Source organism: Olsenella uli (genome assembly GCF_901212675.1).
GTDB classification, from domain to species: domain Bacteria; phylum Actinomycetota; class Coriobacteriia; order Coriobacteriales; family Atopobiaceae; genus Parolsenella; species Parolsenella uli_B.
Genome location: NZ_CAAKOQ010000013.1, coordinates 14,565 through 34,298, shown reverse-complemented (window position 1 = coordinate 34,298; position 19,734 = coordinate 14,565). Strand labels below are relative to the sequence as shown.

Here is a 19,734-nt window from a genome sequence, read left to right as displayed (position 1 = left end):
CCGGGGCATTGCCCCGGGCGCCCTAGCCTACTCGCTACGCAGCGCCTCCACGGGATCGCGGCGGCTGGCGCCCACGCTTGGGATGAGGCCGGCGACGACCGTCAGGACGACGGAGATCGCGATGAGCGCCAGCGCCGAGCCAACCGGCAGGCTCATGATGTTTGGCACGTTGTGCGTGGCGAGCACCCAGGCGTTCACCGGCACCGACGCCACCACGACCACTAGGATCGCGAACACGCCCGCAATGAGCCCCTCGATGAACGTCTCGGCGTTGAAGACGTTGGCCACGTTGAGCTTGGAGGCGCCCATCGCGCGCAGGATACCGATCTCCTTCTTGCGCTCGAGCACGCTGATGTAGGTGATGATGCCGATCATGATGGAGCTCACCACGAGGCTGATGCTCACGAACGCCACGAGCACGAGCGAGATCATGTTCACGATGTCGGTGACCGAGCCCATGATGACGCCCATGTAGTCGGTGTAGGAGATGGCCTTGTCGTCCTCACCGGCGTCCTTGACCTGCTGGTTGTAGGCGTCGATGTGGTCAAGCACGCGCTCTTTGGCGGCAAAGTCCTTGGGATAGACCTTGATGGCCTGCGGGTTGGCCTCGTCGGCATAGCCCAGGGTGGTGAGGTTGTTGTCATAGGTGAGCTTGCTCGCGTTGGCGTAGCTGGTCATAAGCGAGGTGAGGTCCTCGGCGGACATGTTGAAGTTGATCGCGTTGGCAAACGCCGAGGTGTCGACCGAGAAGGCGCTCCGCATGTTGGCCGCGATCCTGCTGCCCAGCTGGCTGGAGACCTGGCCCATCATCTTAGTCATGGCGCTCGTGAGCTGGCCCCTGAGCTGCGTCGATATGGCGGCGCCCACCTTCTGGCCGATCTGGACGGAGAGCTTCTGGAACACCTGCGTGAGGTAGGGCGCGAGCTTGCCCGTCACGTAGTCCTGCACGACCTGCTGCACGCGGTCGCGCACGGGCTTGCCGGCTACCTTCTCGACCTGGTCGAGGATGGCCTTGGCGTCGTCCGTGGCCACGTAGGCCTGGAACCTCTGGAGGAGCTTGGCGCCAAAGTCGGGGTCGGTGGGCTTCAGGTCCTTGCCGTTCTGCCCCAGAAAGGCGAGAAAGCCCTGCGTGAGCTGCCCACCCAGCTTGGCCGTCTGCGTGAGCTGATCACTCGTGAGGGGCGGGTCGGTCTTGAGGCCGTCAACGATGTGTGCGAAGTCCGGGCTCGGCGCGCCCTGGATGATCGAGGACATGTCGATGCCGTCGGCCACGCCGGAGAGGTCGATCTTCACGCCGCTCAGGTCGAGGCCGTTCACGTCGAGACCGGAGATGTCGAGCCCCGCGCCGATCTTCGACGTGTCGAACTTGAACGCGCCCTTGATGGCCGCCTCGTCCACCGAGAACATGCTGCCGAGGTCGACGCCCTTCTTGCTCTCGCTTTGCAGCTCGTCGAAGGTCTTGCCCGTGAAGACGTCCACGTTGGGGTTCGCCAGCTGCTGTTTCACGATGTCGGAGTTGGCGGCGCGCCGCATGAGCTCGGTCGTGAGGCCATGCGTGTAGGCCACGCCCTGGGTGAGCGCGCTCGACTTGGAGGTGCCGTTGGGCCGCACCACGCCCACGATCTTGAGGTCGAGGCCGCCCGCAACCTGCTGGCGCATGAAGTCCGCGTCGTTGGACATATCAGTCCAGCCGCCGGTCTCGTCGTTCTTGCGGTAGGTGTCGGACGGGCTCAGCACCTTGAACGAGATGCCCAGCGCATCTTCGTAGGTGAAGTCGACGTCCGTTTCGGGAACCTCGACCGTGCCGTCCGCGCTCATGGTGCTGTCGACCAGCTTGTTGAGCTCCTCGGGGTCCAGCACGCCGATGCTGTAGAGCGTGTAGTCGCTGATCTTCCCGCTCGAGGAGAGCACGAGCACCGCCTCGTCGGGGGCCTGCGCCCAGCGACCGGCCACCACGTCGTACTGCGTGTCGAGCAGGGACTGGTCGTCGAGCATCTCGTTGAAGGCGGTGGAGGAGGTCATCATCGTGCCCGCCATGGCGCCGCTCGAGGCGCCGCCGCTCATGGCCGTCGTGAACGAGTTGGGGCTGAGCTTCACGGGGTCGGCGGACGAGGCAGCGTCGGAGGAGGAGGCGTCGCCCGAGCTGGCGTCGCCCAAGCTCGCGTCGCGCGAGCCCGAGGCACCCGATCCGCCACCCGTGCCCTCGCGGAACACGAGCGGCGTGACGCCGTAGTCGTACTGGATGGCGTTGACGTCGTCGGCGATGCCGTCGCCGCCGCCATCGAGGAACGTCTTGAAGCTCCTGAGGTCGTTGGACTTCACGCTCGCGAACATGTCCTTGAGCACGGTCGCCTCCGGGATGGCCGACGAGCCGTCGGCCTGGCCGGCGCCGCCCGTGGCGGCCGAGGACGCCGAGCCGTCCGCAAGCCCCATCGGCGAGTCGCCCGAGTCCGCCGAGTCGCCACCCGTGAGCATGCCCGTGATGTCGTAGCTCTGCCGCGCGATCTGGAGGGGGTAGCTCGAGAGTGTGTCCTCCTCCACCTTGGCGATGTAGCCGTTCACGCCGTTGGAGAGTGCCAGGATCGCCGCGATGCCGATGATGCCGATTGAGCCCGCGAAGGCCGTCATGATGGTGCGGCCCTTCTTCGTCATGAGGTTGTTCGCCGAGAGCGACAGCGCCGTGAGGAAGCTCATGGACGAGCGCTTGCGCGGCGCGGCCGAGGCCTTGGCACGGGCCACCTCGTCGGCAAGCTCGTCTGAGCCGATGGGGCGCGAGTCGTCCACGATGCGCCCGTCCTTGATGCGCACGATGCGCGTGGCGTAGTCCTCGGCGAGCTGCGGGTTGTGGGTCACCATGATGACGAGGCGGTCGCGCGCCACCTCTGCGAGGATGTTCATGACCTGGATGCCGGTCTCGGTGTCGAGCGCGCCGGTGGGCTCGTCGGCCAGCACGATCTCGGGGTCGTTCACAAGGGCGCGCGCGATGGCCACGCGCTGCATCTGCCCGCCGGAGAGCTGCGCCGGCCTCTTGTTGACATGGTCGCCCAGGCCCACGCGCTCGAGCGCCCTGCACGCACGCTCGCGGCGCTCGGCGCGACCGACGCCCGCCAGGGTGAGGGCCAGCTCCACGTTGGCGAGCACCGTCTGGTGCGGGATGAGGTTGTAGCCCTGGAAGACGAAGCCAATGCGGTGGTTTCGGTAGGTGTCCCAGTCCTTGTCGGAGTAGTCCTTGGTGGAGACGCCGTTCACGATGATGTCGCCGGAGTCGGCGTGGTCAAAGCCGCCGAGGATGTTGAGGAAGGTGGTCTTGCCCGAGCCCGACGGGCCCAGCACCGCCACGAACTCGCTCCCGCGAAACGTGATGGAGACCCCGTCCAGCGCCTTCTGGACGAAGTCTCCCGTCTTGTACGACTTGCGGATGTCCCTGATCTCGATCATGCGGTCCCTCGCGATTGGCGGACGATGGATTCCCAACAGTGCCAGCCATCGTATTCCACAATCGCACGGGCTTAAACGAGCCCAAGGTCAACTTGGCAAACTCCCGACAAACGGCGAGGCCAGGCCTAGTGGTACAGCGGCAGCTGTCCCGTCACGGGGGCGATGGTCTCGACGTCCATGGGGGCAAAGCCCACGCAGGTCCAGCGCGACCCCGAGTCGTCCGGCGTGAGCTCGGTCTTGCAGGCGTCGCGGATGCAGAAGAAGTCCATGTCCTCCATGAGGCCGCGGCTCTCGGCGCGGCTCACGAGCGAGGCGAGCGCGCGCTCGCCGTCCACGGCCAGCACGATCTTGGGCTCGCCCTGGCGCACCCACGCCGCGAGCACGTCCGCGTCGACCGACGTGCGCGCGAGGCTGCCGCCCCACTCCAGGCCGATGGGCGCGCAGGAGGCCTCGCCCTCGACGTAGCGCGTGGTGCCCGCGAGCAGCGCCGCCACGCTGGCATGCGCCACCTGCGCTGCAAGCTTGCCGGTGCTCATGCCCAGGGAGCGGTCGACGACGATGTACTGGCGGATGACGGAACCCGTGACCTCGTGCTCCTCCTCGTCGATGCCCTCGTTCTGGACGAACTGCCCCACATCGAGCGTCGCCGCCCCCGCGGCGACCCCATACTTCGAATCCATGGCCTCTCCTACTCCCCGTTCGGCATGCACGGGATTCTACTCCCGTCTTGCGGCGAGCGCCTACGCCGTCTCGAGCACCTTGCGCATCTCGGCCTGCACCGCATGCTCCACGTTGGTGCCAATCACGCGCTTGGCCACCTGCTTCACGGCGTAGCGGCCGTTGCCCATGGCGCACGAGTGGCCCACAAAGCGCAGGATCTCGTAGTCGTTCATGGCGTCGCCAAAGGCCATGACCTCGGACGCGTCGATGTCGTAGTGGTCCATGACCTGCTTGACGCCCGTGGCCTTGGACACGCCGACCTGCATGGCGTCAATCCACTTGCGGCCCGACGGGGCAAAGACGAACTTGTCGCCCAGCTCGCGCTCGAGCACGTAGGCCATGTCCATCACGTAGTCGGCGTTGTCGCAGAAGAACGATGCCTTGATGATGTTGATCTCGGGGCCGGGAGCATGGTGCAGGCGCTGGGCGTTGGGCAGGTCCTTGTCCATCTCGCGCTCGTAGATGGCCTCGTCGTCCATGAGGAAGGTGCGGGTGCGGTCGAAGAGGGCCAGGTGCAGGCAGTCGAACATGTTGCCGATGTGCTCGAGGCGCTTCACCGCGGCGTGGCTGTAGACCTCGCGGTCGACGAGCTCGCCCTCGCAGTAGACCTGGCTGCCGTTGGAGGCAACGAAGTCCATCTGGTCGACGACCGGCTCGAAGAACTCGCAGAGCGTGTCGTAGCGACGCCCCGAGCTCGCGGCGAAGTGCACGCCGCGCTCGCGCAGCTTGCGGACGAGGTCGTAGGTCTCCTCGGGCACGCGCGAGTTCTCGTCGAGCAGCGTGCCGTCCATGTCAGAGGCAATGAGCTTGATCATGCGATTCCCTTCACTAGGGTGGGAAGAACTGCAAGCTGCGGCTATCCTACCCATTCGACGTGCGCGTCTGAGGGAGGGGCGGGTCGGGGCGGGTCGCCGCCGGCCCCGGCCGCGAGCCCTCCCCCGCCGCCTTGCGCTGCGGCACGGCGAAGCGGGCCACGAGGTCCTCGAGCACGTCGACCATGGCCTCGAGCGAGCGCACGGGGATGAACTCGTGCACGCCGTGGAAGCAGTAGCCACCCGTGGGCAGGTTGGGGCAGGGAAGACCGCGCAGCGTGAGCTGGGCGCCGTCGGTGCCGCCGCGCACGGGCACCGCGCGCGCGTCCATGCCGCAGGCCTCCATCGCGGCAAAGGCGTTATCGCGCAGGAAGTCAAGGCCGCGCAGGTGCTCGGCCATGTTGCGGTACTGCTCGCGCACCTCCACGGAGACGGTCCCCGCGCCGTGGCGGCGGTTCAGGAACTCGGCCGCCTCGCGCAGCTCCTCCTCGCGGCGAGCGAACTTCCCGGCGTCGAAGTCACGCACGATGTAGGTGACGCTGGCCTTGCCGGCCGTGCCCGAGACCTCGATGGGATGGAAGAAGCCGTCGTAGCCCTCGGTGTGCTCGGGGCGCTCGGCCGCGGGCAGCAGGTCGTCGAACTCGCGCAGCACGGTGATGGCGTTCACCATCACGTCCTTGGCGCTGCCCGGGTGCACCATGACACCCGTCGCCGTGACGGTGGCCTGGCTGGCCGAGAAGCACTCGTAGTTGAACTCCCCGAGTGCCTCGCCGTCCACCGTGTAGGCCCACTCGGCGCCAAAGGCGTCGAGGTCGAGCAGGGCCGCGCCGTGGCCGATCTCCTCGTCCGGCACGAAGGCGACCCTGAGCGTGGGGTGCGCGAGGCCCGGGTTGGCCACGAGGCGGGCGAGCAGGGCCATGACCTCGGCCACGCCGGCCTTGTCATCCGCGCCCAGAAGCGTGGTGCCGTCCGTGACCACGATGTCCTGGCCCACGAGGCCCGCGAGGTCCGGGCACTGCTCGGGCGTGGTCTCCACCGTCTCGCCGCCCACGACGCCCGCCACGAGCGCACCGCCCTCGTAGTGCACGATGTGGGGCTTGACGCCCGCCGCCGGCGCGTCCGGCGCGGTGTCCATGTGCGCGATGAGCCCAAGCGCGGGCAGACCCTCGGCACCCTCGCTCGCCGGCAGCGAGGCCGTGACGTAGGCGTGCTCGCTCACCGACGCGTCCGCGAGTCCCAGGCCGCGCAGCTCGTCGGCCAGAAGGTTCGCGAGGTCGAACTGGCAGGCGGTCGAGGGCGTCTCGGCATCGTTGTGCGGGTCGCTCTGCGTGTCAACCTGGACGTAGCGAAGCAGTCGCTCGAGCGCATCGCTCGGCTTGGGCGTATAAGGCATGGGTCCCCAATCGGTCGCGTACTCACTGACGGTTGGACTATACCGCGACAAGCGGACAACAAATGCCTAACGATATGTCCTACCATGGAAAACGTCATGGCACGAGGCCACAGGGGGCAATGCATGCAGACCGAGCCGACGGGACCCAACAACAAGCTGCTCAAGTACACGAGCTTCCTGCTCGTCGTGCTGGGCATCGTGGGCATCGTGCTCGAGGTAGCGCTCGCCGCAGGGCTCCTCGCCGGCGGCATCTCGTCGTTTGCCCCCAACCTGCAGCGCACGGGACTTCCCACCGACGTCATGACGCTCACGGTGGCGATGTGCTCCAGCGTGGCCGCGGGTCTCCTCAACGCGGGCCTCCAGATTTGGGCGGGCTGGTCGGGGGCGCGCCTGCGCCACGGGGCGCCGCTCGCGGACCGCTGCCAGACGCTCGGCATCCTGCTCACGGGCTTCTCGGCCATCGCCTGGATCTTCGACCGCGTCACGTCGGGAGCGCTCGGCTCGCTCGACATCGTCATCCTCGCGTTCTCCATCGCCGTGCCCATCACCTACTACATCGCCGCCAAGCGCGAGGAGCGCGACGACTTCTGGGAGGGCATCAGGGAGCGCGCGGTCATGCACCCCACGGCGCGCGTGGCCTCGCGCGTCAACGACCGCTTCGTGCTCGACGCGGTGTCGGGCGCGCTTCGGGCGGCCCACCCCAGCGAGGCCCCCACTGTCGAGCTGCTGTCGCTCGACGAGTACGAGCGCCGCGAGAGCGACTCGGCCGTGGCGCGCCACCTCGCCCACAGCGCGCGCTCCATCCACCACTGCACGGCAAGCACCTTCGAGGACTCCGTGTACGGCACGCTGCTCATCCCGCGCGAGAACCTCATCGCCTCGGGCATGCCCTTCGACTCCGACGTGGCCATCGCCTTCAACCTGGAGCGGGGCCACCTCGAGCTCGTGAGCGACGACGCCGACGCGGCCGGGTTCGTGGGCTACTACCTCGAGAACCAGATGCTCGCGAAGCACGCGCCGGCGACGGTGCTCTTCGAGATGTGCGACCTCGTGGTCCACGACGACATGGCCTACCTCATCGACGTGGAGGACCGCCTCGACCACCTCGAGGACAACATGAGCGAGGACGTCAACGAGATCCCGCAGGACTTCACCGACTTCGTGATGCGCACGAGAAGCGACCTGCGCGTGCTCGAGAGCTTCTACCGCCAGCTCTCCGACGTGGCCGACTCGGTGGCCACGAGCCCGGCCCACGTCGCCGACGAGCAGACCGCCGAGCTCTTCCACGTGCTCTCGAGCCGCACCGAGCGCCTCGCGGCCGACTCGCGCAACCTGCGCGACTACGCGCTGCAGATTCGCAGCATGTACCAGGGCAAGATCGACGTGCGCCAGAACAAGGTCATGACGGTGCTCACCATCGTGTCCACGATCTTCATGCCGCTGACCCTGCTCACGAGCTGGTACGGCATGAACTTCGAGTACATGCCGGAGCTCCACAACCGCTACGCCTACTACGTGATGATCGCCATCGCCGTGGGCATGGCGACCGGCGAGGTCATCTGGTTCAAGAGGAAGGGCTGGTTCTAGGACAGGCCTCCCGTCCACCGCCTCACCTCTGCCGCTCGTGAGATGCGTCGCCCCTCGCCCCTGCCACGTCAGTCAAACCTACCGTCTGGCGATATCCTCTATTTATTGTCCCGTTTACGTGAGATGCTGCTACCAGCGGCATCGCCTCCTGCGGTGTCCACAACCCAAGGAGGCCCTCATGGCCCACAGAAACGATCGTCACGAGATGGACTTTACGCGCGTGCTCGCCCCCTACCTCAGCAACCGCGCCTTCATGGATGCCGCCTGGAACGAGTTCTGCTTGCTGGTCGACCTCGACGAGACCACCGTCGAGGATGACGACGACCGTCACTTCTTCCAGTCGCTCTTCTACGAGTGGGTGCTGTTCGACTACGACATCCACGGCGGCAAGACCCCGCTCGAGAAGTTCGTCACCTGGCCGCCGGCGGGCTGCGGCACCAACGTCCTGTCGCTCTACGCGCAGGCGGCAACCTCGCAGTTCACCTCGTCATTCAGGGTCGTCGGCTACAACGAGGACACGCACAAGGTGTCGCTCGAGAACGTCGCCGACGGCATCGTCTACCGCGTGTTGGACCGCACCTACCCGGACACCTTCCCCACCGACCACGGCCTGCTCACCGCGCGCATCATGCGCATCCGCGGCACCTGGCTCTTTGCCGGCAGCGTCATCGACTACCAGAAGGCCGAGCCCACGCCCGAGGAGCTCGCGGAGATGCGCCAGGAGAACGGCGAGCACAATGAAGACTTCTGCGAGGTCCTCAACTCCATCTACGGCAGGCTTCCCCTCTCCGACGCCGACACCGTGGCCTCGGGCTTCTCGACCCTCTCGAGCGAGGAGCGCATCGAGCGCCTCCGCACCGCGCAGGAGGAGTACGCGCAGCTGCAGAGCGGCCTCGAGCTCGAGGTGGACTGGGACGGCCTCACGCGCATGATTCGCGAGGAGGACGGCGAGGGCTCGGCCGTGACGCTCATGGACTCCATCGTGGGCCAGGACCGCGTCGACGCCATGAACCAGGACGAGCTCGTGCGCACGCTCAAGCCCATCCTGGCCGCGTGGAACCTGCTGCCGCACGACATCCTGAACGGCATGACGCCCGTGGAGGACTTCGAGGCCCGCTACCCTCTGCCGGAGGACGACTGGGACGACGAGGAGGACGCCACCGGCGAGGACGGGGGCGACGAGCCCGCCGAGGCAGGCGAGCCCCTCCCCGTGGGGCCCGGCGACGGGGGCGACATCGAGGGGTAGCCGGCCCCAAGCCCCGGGGGCCTCGCGGCCATCACGAGCACGCCCGGGACACTCCCTCCGCACCTCATAGCGGAGGGAGTTCTCTTATGCATGCGCACCGCACCCGCCTTGGACGGTGGCGCCAGCCGGCTCATCCCGCCGTGGCCCCGCGGAGCTCCGGTCCAACCTCGACCTGCCGCGGTATCCCGCCCCGAAGGCCCGGCCGGGATGACAGGGCTGGCTATCGCGCGTCCCTCGCCTCGCGGACAAGCTGCTCGGGTGTGGGGAGGCCGTCCGGAAAGCCATGCTCCGGCACATTCCGCCCCTGCGTGCAGACGCGCTTCGCCAACTCCACGCCAATGCGCCGCGGAATGTCCGTGACGAGCGCGTTGCCCATGCAAAACGCCCGCTGATGGTCGGACATGCCCGTCGCCGTCCACCCGCGCGGGAAGCACTGCAGCCTGTCGAGCTCGTCCGGGATCAGCCGCCGATAACGGCCGTCCGAGGTCTTGACGACGTGCTTGAACCGGGAAGCTCCCTTGCCACCCTCGCCCGTGAGAATCGTGCGGGAGGGCTTGTCGAGCGCGTCCGGGAAGGCCATGGCCCCCTCGCTATAGAAGTACGTGTAGCCCGTCCTGGCCGTACGTTCCTCTCGCTTCGCGCCCTTGAGATACTCCCAGGCCTCCAACTTGTCGGGCTCGATGAAGAAGCTCTCGGGCACCTCGGAATCAGGAACGAGCACCTCGCCGAGCGTTGCCTGGGGACCCTGGTAGAAGGGCACCCCCTTGGCCGTCACGACGCTCCCGCGCTGCATTGCACCCGCAGTGAGAAACGGCGAGGTCTTGAGGCCGATGCCGAAGCTGCTCGAGGTCTCGTAGGCGCTGGGACCAACGCTCAGGAAGTCGAGGTCTCCAAAGTCCATGGGGAAGGCCTTCGCAAGGATGCCGTTCCAGAGGATGACACCCCCGAGGTTCCAATCCAGCGCGTCAAGCTCGGCAAAGATGTAGACGCGCCGGCGGCGCTGGGGCATGCCGAACTCCCCGGCATTGATGACTCGCCACTCAGCCGAATAGCCAAGGCTGTAGAGGCAGGACAGGATGATGGCAAAGTCTCTCCCGCGCTGGGATGCGGGACTCTTGAGCAGGCGGTCTACGTTCTCGAGCAGCACGTAGCGAGGCAGCTTGCCCTCGTTGTGGGCTCGCTTGTACTCCAGCATGTGGTAGATGTCCCACCACAGCACGCCCTTCTTACCCTCGATGCCCTCGGCCTGGGAGAGCGGACGGGCCACGGAGTAGTCCTGGCAGGGAAAGCCGCCGACGAGCAGGTCGAAGTCCGGAATCTCGCGCTCTCCCGCCTCGGCCTGCTCGAGCACCTTGTTGATATCCTCGTTGATGCAGGAGCCCTCGCCAAAGTGAGACTCGTAGCAGCGCCAGGCAAATTGCTTGGACGCAGTTCCAGGCGGCTCCCACTGGTTGGCCCAGATGGTCTCGAACGCAGGGGACCCAAGGTCCTCGTTGGCATGGTCAAGCCCGACGCGAAATCCGCCGACGCCCGCAAAGAGCTCGGCCACCTTGAGCGTACCTGCCAGTCTGTAGGTTCCTTCCATCTCAACCACCCATCAATCCGTATTCCGCAGCGTCCAATTATGGCAAAGCCCCCGAAAAAGATCAAGATCCGGGACACGCCTGTCTCTCCGGCAAATCCTCCCAGAGATAGCGGACAATACACCAACGTCGTTTCGAGCCGCGTGGCAAAGGAGCCCCATGAGCACGGATGATTCTCACAGCTTCACTAGGCACGACCTCATCGTTCGGCTCACCCACTGCATCGGCAAGAGCCTGGCCGAGATCGACAGCGCGGGCGTACTCAACGGCAAGGCCAGGAACAAGGGGTTCGTGGGCAACGTCATCGAGCAGTCGGTCCTCGGGTATCCCGCCGACTCCAAGCAGCGGCCGGACCTCGTCGTGAACGGGGTCGAGACGGAGCTCAAGTCCACGGGCATCATCGCCGACAAGGACGCGGACGCGTTCCAGGCCAAGGAGCCCATGTCGATTACCGCCGTCTCCCCCGAGACAATCACGACGGAGCAGTTCGAGACCTCCCACTTCTGGAAGAAGCTCGAGCACATGCTGCTCATCTACTACTTCTATGCGGGACGCGACGTGCCGTACGCGGACTTCTCCATCGAGGGCTTCGAGTTCCACGAATGGGGCAGAGACGACATCGATGTGCTCAAGGCGGACTGGACGCTCGTAAGGGACTTCATCGCCGAGGTGCAACGCGACTACCCCGACTACGAGGCCCAGTATCCGCGCATCTCGACGGAGCTGAACCGACAGCTCATGTACACGGACACATCCCCCAAGTGGCCAAACCGGCCGCGCTTTCGGCTCAAGCGAAGGGTCGTAACGTCTCTCGTCCAAGGCCACTTTGGCAAAAGGGGAGAGACGCTTGCCGCCGAGTACGCAACGTACTCGGCAATCGACGCCAAATGCCACGAACTCGCGATTCGCAACGCGGGCAAGACGGTGGCACAGCTCATGCAGGAGCAGAGCCTGACACTGCCCTCGGGCAGCGTTGGGAAGGGCATTGCCGAGAGCATCGTCGTCCGCATGTTTGGCGGCACGTCAAAGAAGATGAGGAACGTCGAACTCTTCGGCCGAATCGGTCTTCTGCCCAAGACTATCGTGCTCACCACACAGGGCAAGAAGACCGAGGACATGAAGCTCCTGCGCCTCGACTTTGACGAGATTGCCGACCCTGCCCAGCGCTTCGAGGACTCCTCCGTCAGGGACTTCTTCGCGCAGAACCAGATTCTGCTTATCGTCTTCGAGGAGCCTGGGCGAGACGCGTCCTTCATCGAGAACCGCTTCGTCGGCTTCATGCGCCTGTGGTTTGACGAGGCCTTCATCGAGGAGGAGGTCCATCCCGTATGGCGCAGGCTTCGCCAGCTGGTGCGCGGCGGTCAGCTGCGCGACGTCATCGAGCTCGACAGAGAGGGCAACCCGCGCACCAACAAGAAGACCGGCACGAAACGCAGCGCGCCCAACTTCCCCAAGTCACGCGATGGAATCGTCTTCGTGCGGGGCACCGGCAGAGACGCGCGTGACAAGACCGAGACAGTCAACGGCATCCGCATGTATCGGCAGAACCTCTGGATCAGGGGAACCTACCTTGCCGAGCGAGTCTCGCAGATGAACGTGCTGTAGGGCAGGGCAGGAGCGAGCCCAGCGTCCTCGTCCGCCCGGATGCCCGCAGATTTCGTCCAGTCTATGGGAAGGTTATGGTCAAAACGACAAGACCGTCCAATGAACTGGGCGGTTTTGGCGCCGCGATGCCACGTCTCGCCCGGCCCGCGGCCTGGACGATGCGTGGCGCGGCGGCTCGACGTCGCCAAACGACACGGGCGTTCCCGCGCCCGGACCGGTGTCGAGCGTCATGATGAGCTCGAGGCCGGTCTCGGTGCCCTTGGCCAGGGCCACGGTGTCGCCGTAGGGGTCGGCTGAGACGGGCGTCGACGGCGCGGGTGCTATCGCTACTCAAGCGCCAACCCTCTCACATCGCTGAGTGCGCCCGGCCATCCGACACTCCACGTGCATTTTGGTCAGTTGCTGGGGGTTTAGAGGCACGGCAACTGACCAAAATGCACGTGCCGCGAGAGCCCGAATCGACCTGATCATGCGCGATTGCAAACCCCGGTCGAGCCTGTCATACTGCCCAGAACAAGGCTCCCCTTGCGGGGCGGCAAAGCCCATAGCCTTACGACCGCAGCCAGATCGTGAGGAGGGCACATGCCATCAGGCCATCACAAGAATCCCCGCCACGCGTCATACTCGGAATCCGGCCCCAATCGACTAGTCGCAAGAAACCTCCGCGTCGACAAGAGCCGTGAGATTGACCTGCTTCTCGACCAAAGCGAACGTCAAGGCCTTTGCCTCGCGACGAAAGACCGCTGCCTTCGCAAGGCGCTCCTCACGAGAGCGTGCGCGGGCATGCTCGTCTCCCCTGCCCCCGGCCTCTTCGCTCGGGCATCTCACTGGCACGGCCTCACGCCCAGTACCAAATCCCTCCATATCATGCGCGGCATGCACCAGTTGCATCCTTCTTGGGTATTCAGCCACGTCTCGGCGGCCGTCGCCTGGGGCCTTTCGGTCCCCCATCGCGTGCAGGGTCTCGTCCATGTGGCCACGCCGGCGGGTCCGCACTCTCGAAGCAGCCCGACCATCAAGCGCCACTGCATCCCTCCCGGCCTTGCCCCGGCACTGGTGAACGGCATTCCCGTGACGCCCCTCGAGAGAACGGCCCTCGACTGCATGCGCTCCCTGGGCTTTCAGGACGGCACCGCCATCGGAGACTCGGCCCTCCGCGTAGGGAAAATGGCAAGGGACCAGCTTGGAGACTATGTCGAGAGCCAGAGGGGGCTCAGGGGAATTGCCGCAGCACGGGATACCGCGGCGTTCTTGGATTCCAGGAGCGCAAATGGCGGCGAATCGATCGCCCGAGCCACCATACACCAGCTCGGCTTTATGGCGCCCGAGTTGCAGGTCGCGTTTCCAGACCCCATCGAGCCGGAACGCTCGTACTTTGCCGACTACGTATGGGAGATAGCGACCGCAAGGCGCAGCACCAGCGGGAATGCGCCCATCCTCCAGATGACGGCGCGAGCCACGGCACCCGCCGCTGTGGCGGGATACGGCATCAGGCATAGGGTCGCTGGAACATGCGCCGAGAGCGGCTTCAAGGATGACATGGTCATCGGCGAGCTCGATGGCATCGACAAGATCGTTGACCCCGACATCAACGGGGGACTCACGCCCGCTGCGGCGCTCATCAAGGAGAGAAAGCGGGAGTCGAGGCTCTCCATCACGCGGGCCGGCATACTGCGATTCTCGTTCCAAGACGTCCTGGACACGGCCCTGTTCAACCACATGCTCGAGGTCTTTGGCATTCCTCGCGACCACGAGCCCCTCGTGAGGATTCCGCCCCTCCTGCTGCCGGCCCCAGGCCCTCAGGCAGACTTTGGCGAGCTGGCACCCGTTGACGTCTATGGGATATAGGGAGTCCGGCATCGAGGCTGCAACAAGATGGCGTTGGGCTGCGAGCTTGAGGCAAAGGTGTCTCGAGCCTCGGTCGTCCCCCGCTGGGCCGCGACACTCCACGTGCAAAGTGACACGTTGATGGGCCCTTAAGGAGGCGTGAACTGACCAAAATGCACGTAATGTGGGATCGGGAGGGGCGTAGCTGGGACGCACGAGATGGAGGCGACGCGGAGTGTAGCTGGGACGCACGAGACGGAGGCGCTGCGGAGTGTAGCTGGAGAGCGGGGGCGGCGATGTGCAACCAGACGACAGGCGCAGGCCGCCAGGCGGCAAGTGGGCACGCACGCAAAAAGGCGCGGTCGTCGGGGTGGGACGGCCGCGCCGGAGACATGGGCGATATAACCGTAGACAGCAGGCCTGGCAGCGAGCCTGGCGCAGGACTGGCAGCAGGCCTGGCAGCGAGCCTACTGGCGCGTCACCGCGGGGTTGTCGGCGGAGACGAGCTCGGGCTTCTTGCAGCCGCAGCCACAAGCGTCGGCCTCGGCCTCGGAGCCCGTCGCGTCGCCGGCAGCCGTCCCGCAGCCGCAGGCGTCGGCAGACCCGGTCCCGCATCCGCACGCGTCACCGGAGCCAGTCGCATCGCTGACACCCGCGACACCAGCCGCCGCAGCCGCGCGCTCGCGGGCGCGCTCCTCCGCCGCGTGGATCTTGTCCAGCTGCATGCGCGACAGCGGCAACGTGCTAGGCTCGTCGAACGCGCCCACGCCACTGCCGAACTCGCCCGCGCCGGCCGTTCCCAGCGAGCACGAGCCGTCCGGGTCGCCATGCATCTCCTGGTCGGCAACGAGCGGCTCCTCGGTGAAGGGCGCCACTACGTGCAGCGTCGGGTCCACCGGGTTCTCCAGCTTGAAGCCCGGCACGTTGTCGGCAGAGCCGCCTTGCTCGGCCGCCTTGGCCCGCGCGGCCTTGAAGTTCTCCTTGGCCACCGAGATCATCAGCTTGATGCGGTTGAGCTGGTTGACCTCGCTCGCACCCGGGTCGTAGTCAACGGCCACGATGTTGCTCTCGGGATGCATCTCGCGCAGGCGCTTGATGACCGACTTGCCCACCACGTGGTTGGGCAGGCACGCGAACGGCGAGCAGCACACGATGTTGGGCGTGCCGGTCTCGATGAGGTCGCACATCTCGGCCGTGAGCAGCCAGCCCTCGCCCATCGTGTTGCAGAGCGACAGCACCTGCTCGGCCTTGTGGGCCAGCTCGTAGATATCGGGGTAGGGCTCGAAGCGGCTCGAGGCCTCCAGCATGCGGTTGATGGGCCCACGCATGGCCTCGATGAGTTTGATGCCCGCCTGATGCGTGAGGCGCTTGGAGAGCTTGGTGCCCAGCTCGCGCTTCATGTTGGTGGGGCTCGTCATGCCAAAGAGGAAGAAGTCCACCAGGCCCGGCACCACGGCCTCGCAGCCCTCGGCCTCGATCTCGCGAACCACCTGGTTGTTGGCCGTAGGGTGGAACTTCACGAGAATCTCGCCCACCACGCCCACGCGCGGCTTGGAGCGGTCGGCCACCACGGGCAGCGTCTCGAACGCGCCGACCGTCTCCTGGCACAGCTGCAGGAACTCGTGCTTCTTGATGCCGACGATGCGCTCCTTGCACCTCTGCATGCAGCGCTCGTACAGGGCGTCGGCCGAGCCCTTCTCGGCCTCGTAGGGACGCACGCGGTGCAGCATCTGCATGATGAGGTCACCGTAGAGCAGCGCGTACACGGCGCCGATAAGCACCTCGGGCTTGAAGACGTTGAAGCCGGGGTTGTCCTCGTCAAGGCCGCTCGCCGCGGTGAGCGAGATGACCGGCACGTCGGGGTGTCCGGAGTCCTTGAGCGCCTTGCGGATGAGGGCGATGTAGTTGGTGGCGCGGCAGCCGCCGCCAGTCTGCGAGATGAGCACGGCCGTCTTGGAGAGGTCGTACTTGCCGCTCTCGATGGCCTCCATGATCTGGCCGGTCACGAGGATCGACGGGTAGCAGATGTCGTTGTTGACGTACTTGAGGCCAGCGTCCACCGCGCCGTGATCCACGCTCGGCAGCAGCACCACGTTGTAGCCCGCGCCCTTGAGCAGCTGCTCCACGAGCTCGAAGTGGATCGGCGCCATCTGCGGGCACAGGATGGTATAGCCCTCAAGCTGCATCTCCTTGGTGTAGCGCACCTTGTGGAACGCCGCGCTCTTGGCGTCGCGCCACACCGGCACGCGCCTCGGCACGCCGGACGTGCGGGCGCGCTCGAGCGAGCCGTCAGCCATGTGCACGTCGACGGGGCCGGCCGGCTTGAGCTCGCCGGCGGCCGCCTCGCGCTCGAGCTCCTCGCGCTGCTCCTTGAGCGCGGCCATGAGCGAGCGGATGCGGATGCGCGCGGCGCCCAGATTGGACACCTCGTCGATCTTGAGGACGGTGTAGATCTTGCCGCTGGCCTCGAGGATCTCCTGCACCTGGTCGGTCGTGAGGGCGTCGAGGCCACAGCCAAAACTGTTGAGCTGGATGAGGTCGAGGTCGTTGCGGCTGGCCACGAAGCGCGCGGCGCGGTAGAGGCGGCTGTGGTACATCCACTGGTCCACGACGCGGATCGGACGCTCGGGCCTCATCTTGTGCGCCACCGAGTCCTCGGTAAGCACGGCGAAGCCAAAGCTGTTGACCAGCTCGGGGATGGCGTGGTTGATCTCGGGGTCGTTGTGGTAGGGACGACCCGCCAGCACGATGCCGTGGGCGTCGTGGTCCTCGATCCACTCGAGCGTCTCGTCTCCCTTGCGGCGCATGGTCTCCTTGAACTCGAGGTCGGCCTCCCAGGCCACGTTCACGGCGTGGTCGATCTCGGTGCGTGTGATGTGCTTGCCCCGGAAGCGGCCCTTGCCCGCGGCGGCGTCCCTCTCGCGCTGCTCGCTCACAAGCTCGAAGAGACGGCGCTTGAGCTCCTTCTTGTCGTCATAGGGCACGAAGGCGTCCAGGAATTCGATGTTGGGCTGCGCAAGCTCGTCGATGTTGAGGCCCAGCGCCTGCGGGTAGCTCATGACGATCGGGCAGTTGTAGTGGTTGCCCGCCGTCTCGTCCTCCTGGCGCTCCCAGCGCACGCACGGCATCCAGATGAAGTCCGGGTCCTTCTTGAGCAGGTTCATGATGTGGCCGTGGGAGAGCTTGGCCGGGTAGCACACGCTCTCGGACGGCATGGACTCGATGCCGGCCTCGTAGGTCTTCTTGGTGGACTGGTCGGAGAGCACCACCGAGAAGCCCAGGTCGGTGAAGAAGGCGTGCCAGAAGGGATAGTTCTCGTACATGTTGAGCGCGCGCGGGATGCCCACCGTACCGCGCGGGGCGGTGTCGGCGTCGAGCACCGGGCGGTCGAACAGCAGCTTGTTCTTGAATGCGAACAGGTTGGGCGCGGTGACCTTCGCCTTCTTGTGGCCGGCGCCCTTCTCGCAGCGGTTGCCCGTGATGAAGCGGTGACCGTTGCCAAAGTTGTTGATGGTGAGCAGGCAGTTGTTGGAGCAGCGGCCGCAGTGCGCCTTGGTCTGCTTCACCTGCAGGTTGTCGATCTGCTCGCGCGTGAGCAGCGTGGAGGTGCCGTCCTTGCCGGCACGGTCGCGAGCGAGCAGCGCCGCGCCGTAGCAGCCCATGCAGCCGGCGATGTCGGGTCGGATGGCGTTTCTGCCGGTGAGCTTCTCGAAGGCGCGCAGCGTGGCATCGCTCATGAAGGTGCCGCCCTGGACCACGGCGTAGGTGCCGATCTCCTCCGGGTCGCGCATCTTGATGACCTTGAACAGGGCGTTCTTGATGACAGAGTACGAGAGGCCCGCGGCGATGTCGCCCACCGTGGCGCCCTCCTTCTGCGCTTGCTTGACGCGACTGTTCATGAAGACCGTGCAGCGGCTGCCCAGGTCGACCGGCGCCTTGGACGCAACGGCCGCCTTGGCGAACTCCTGGACCGTGAGGCCCATCGAGTCGGCGAAGCTCTCGATGAACGAGCCACAGCCCGACGAGCACGCCTCGTTGAGCATGATGTGCTCGATGACGCCGTTGCGCACGCGCAGGCACTTCATGTCCTGGCCGCCGATGTCGAGGATGAACTGCACCTCGGGCACGAACGCCTTGGCGCCCCTCAGGTGCGCCACCGTCTCGATCTCGCCAGAGTCGGCGCGCAGGGCCTCGATGAGCAGGGCCTCGCCGTAGCCGGTCGTGGTGACGTGGCCGATGGTGCACTCGCTCGGCAGGTGGTCGTAGATGTCGTCCATGATCTTGCGCGCGGTGCCCAGGACGTCGCCGCGGTTGTTGCCGTACCAGGTGTAGAGGAGCTCGCCGTCCTCGCCCACCACGGCGGCCTTCATCGTGGTGGAGCCGGCGTCGATGCCGATGAACACGCGGCCGCGGTAGCTCGCGAGGTCGCCCTTGGGGACCACCTGGGCGTCGTGGCGCGCGTGGAACTCGTCGAGCTCGGCCTGGTTGGCGAAGAGTGGGTCGAGGCGGGCCACCTCGCTGCCCTGCATGTCGCCCAGGTTCTCGAGCGCGTCGATGACCTGCTCGAACGTGACGCGCTTGTCAGACTCGCCGGCGAGCGCCGCGCCCGTGGCCACGAACAGGTGCGCGTTCTTGGGGACGATGCGGTGCTCCTCGTCGAGGTCGAGCGTCACGTAGAAGCGGTGGCGCAGCTCGGAGAGGTACTGGAGCGGGCCGCCCAGGAAGGCGACGTAGCCACGAATGGGGTGACCGCAGGCGAGGCCCGAGACCGTCTGGTTTGCCACGGCCTGGAAGATCGAGGCGGCCACGTCGGAGGGCGCGGCGCCCTCGTTTAGCAGCGGCTGGACGTCGGACTTGGCGAACACGCCGCAGCGGCTCGCGATGGGGTAGATGTTGGTGGCCTGCTTGGCGAGCTCGTTGAGGCCGCCCGCGTCGGTGTGCAGCAGGCTCGCCATCTGGTCGATGAAGGCGCCCGTGCCGCCGGCGCACGTGCCGTTCATGCGCTGCTCGATGCCGTTGTCGAAGTAGATGATCTTGGCATCCTCGCCGCCCAGCTCGATGGCCACGTCGGTCTGGGGGATGAGCGTCTCCACGGCGCGCTTGGAGGCGATGACCTCCTGGACGAACTCCAGGTCGAGCCACTTGGCCAGCAGCAAGCCGCCCGAGCCCGTGATGGACACGCGCATGGGCGTGTCGCCGATGACGGACTTGGCGCGCTCGAAGAGGTCCTTGGCCGTGGCGCGGATGTCGGTGTGGTGGCGCTGGTAGTTGGCGTAGACGATGCGGTCGGCGTCGTCGATGACGGCCAGCTTGACCGTGGTGGAGCCCACGTCGATGCCCAGGCGCAGCTGCGCGCGCGAGAAGTCCGTCTCGTGGGCCGGCCGCAGCTCGGCACCGTTCTGCACGAGCTCGATGCCCCTGTTTGCCTGAACCTGCGCCGCGTTGGACGCCGCCGGATTGTTGCTCATCTCTGCTCTCTCCTCAAAGTCCGTGTCGAAGGCCGTTGCCCGTGCGGGCGCCTCC

Annotated in this window: 10 protein-coding genes; 4 read left to right on the top strand and 6 right to left on the bottom strand. The window is 66.3% G+C overall.

Annotated elements, in window-relative coordinates; translation table 11 throughout:
• Positions 1–27: 27 nt before the first annotated feature.
• From EFAMC1_RS01555 to pepT, 4 genes are all read right to left on the bottom strand, one after another.
• Positions 28–3,438 carry an ABC transporter ATP-binding protein/permease gene (locus EFAMC1_RS01555; RefSeq protein WP_154052590.1) on the bottom strand — a complete coding sequence of 1,137 codons (3,411 nt, stop codon included), beginning with the start codon at positions 3,436–3,438 and terminating at the stop codon, positions 28–30.
• A gap of 125 nt (positions 3,439–3,563) precedes the next feature.
• Positions 3,564–4,118 carry an aminoacyl-tRNA hydrolase gene (locus EFAMC1_RS01550; protein ID WP_154052589.1) on the bottom strand — a complete coding sequence of 185 codons (555 nt, stop codon included), beginning with the start codon at positions 4,116–4,118 and terminating at the stop codon, positions 3,564–3,566.
• Between the two features lie 60 nt (positions 4,119–4,178).
• A complete protein-coding gene (locus EFAMC1_RS01545; RefSeq protein ID WP_154052588.1) occupies positions 4,179–4,973 on the bottom strand; it encodes a Cof-type HAD-IIB family hydrolase in 795 nt (264 codons plus the stop codon).
• A gap of 46 nt (positions 4,974–5,019) precedes the next feature.
• Positions 5,020–6,363: a peptidase T gene (gene pepT / locus EFAMC1_RS01540; RefSeq protein ID WP_154052587.1), complete on the bottom strand. Its 1,344-nt coding sequence runs from the start codon at positions 6,361–6,363 to the stop codon at positions 5,020–5,022.
• Between the two features lie 123 nt (positions 6,364–6,486).
• Here pepT and EFAMC1_RS01535 point away from each other — a divergent pair, with 123 nt between their 5' ends.
• Positions 6,487–7,950 carry a CorA family divalent cation transporter gene (locus tag EFAMC1_RS01535; protein ID WP_187324485.1) on the top strand — a complete coding sequence of 488 codons (1,464 nt, stop codon included), beginning with the start codon at positions 6,487–6,489 and terminating at the stop codon, positions 7,948–7,950.
• 178 nt (positions 7,951–8,128) lie between these two features.
• Entirely contained in the window at positions 8,129–9,196 is a 1,068-nt protein-coding gene (locus EFAMC1_RS01530; RefSeq protein WP_154052585.1) for a hypothetical protein, read from the top strand.
• Positions 9,197–9,416: 220 nt separating this feature from the next.
• On the opposite strand, the gene dcm is transcribed toward EFAMC1_RS01530, so the two are convergent.
• Positions 9,417–10,781, bottom strand: a complete 1,365-nt coding sequence (gene dcm, locus EFAMC1_RS01525; protein ID WP_154052584.1) for a DNA (cytosine-5-)-methyltransferase — start codon at positions 10,779–10,781, stop codon at positions 9,417–9,419.
• A gap of 157 nt (positions 10,782–10,938) precedes the next feature.
• Between dcm and EFAMC1_RS01520 the strand changes: the two genes are divergently transcribed.
• Together EFAMC1_RS01520 and EFAMC1_RS01515 are read left to right on the top strand one after the other, a co-directional pair.
• Positions 10,939–12,384, top strand: a complete 1,446-nt coding sequence (locus tag EFAMC1_RS01520) for a MutH/Sau3AI family endonuclease (protein ID WP_154052583.1) — start codon at positions 10,939–10,941, stop codon at positions 12,382–12,384.
• A 783-nt stretch (positions 12,385–13,167) separates the two neighbouring features.
• Positions 13,168–14,232, top strand: coding sequence for a hypothetical protein (locus EFAMC1_RS01515; RefSeq protein ID WP_187324484.1), 1,065 nt, complete (start codon positions 13,168–13,170; stop codon positions 14,230–14,232).
• Positions 14,233–14,678: 446 nt separating this feature from the next.
• On the opposite strand, the gene EFAMC1_RS01510 is transcribed toward EFAMC1_RS01515, so the two are convergent.
• Positions 14,679–19,679 carry a 2-hydroxyacyl-CoA dehydratase gene (locus tag EFAMC1_RS01510; RefSeq protein WP_154052581.1) on the bottom strand — a complete coding sequence of 1,667 codons (5,001 nt, stop codon included), beginning with the start codon at positions 19,677–19,679 and terminating at the stop codon, positions 14,679–14,681.
• Positions 19,680–19,734 lie beyond the last annotated feature (55 nt).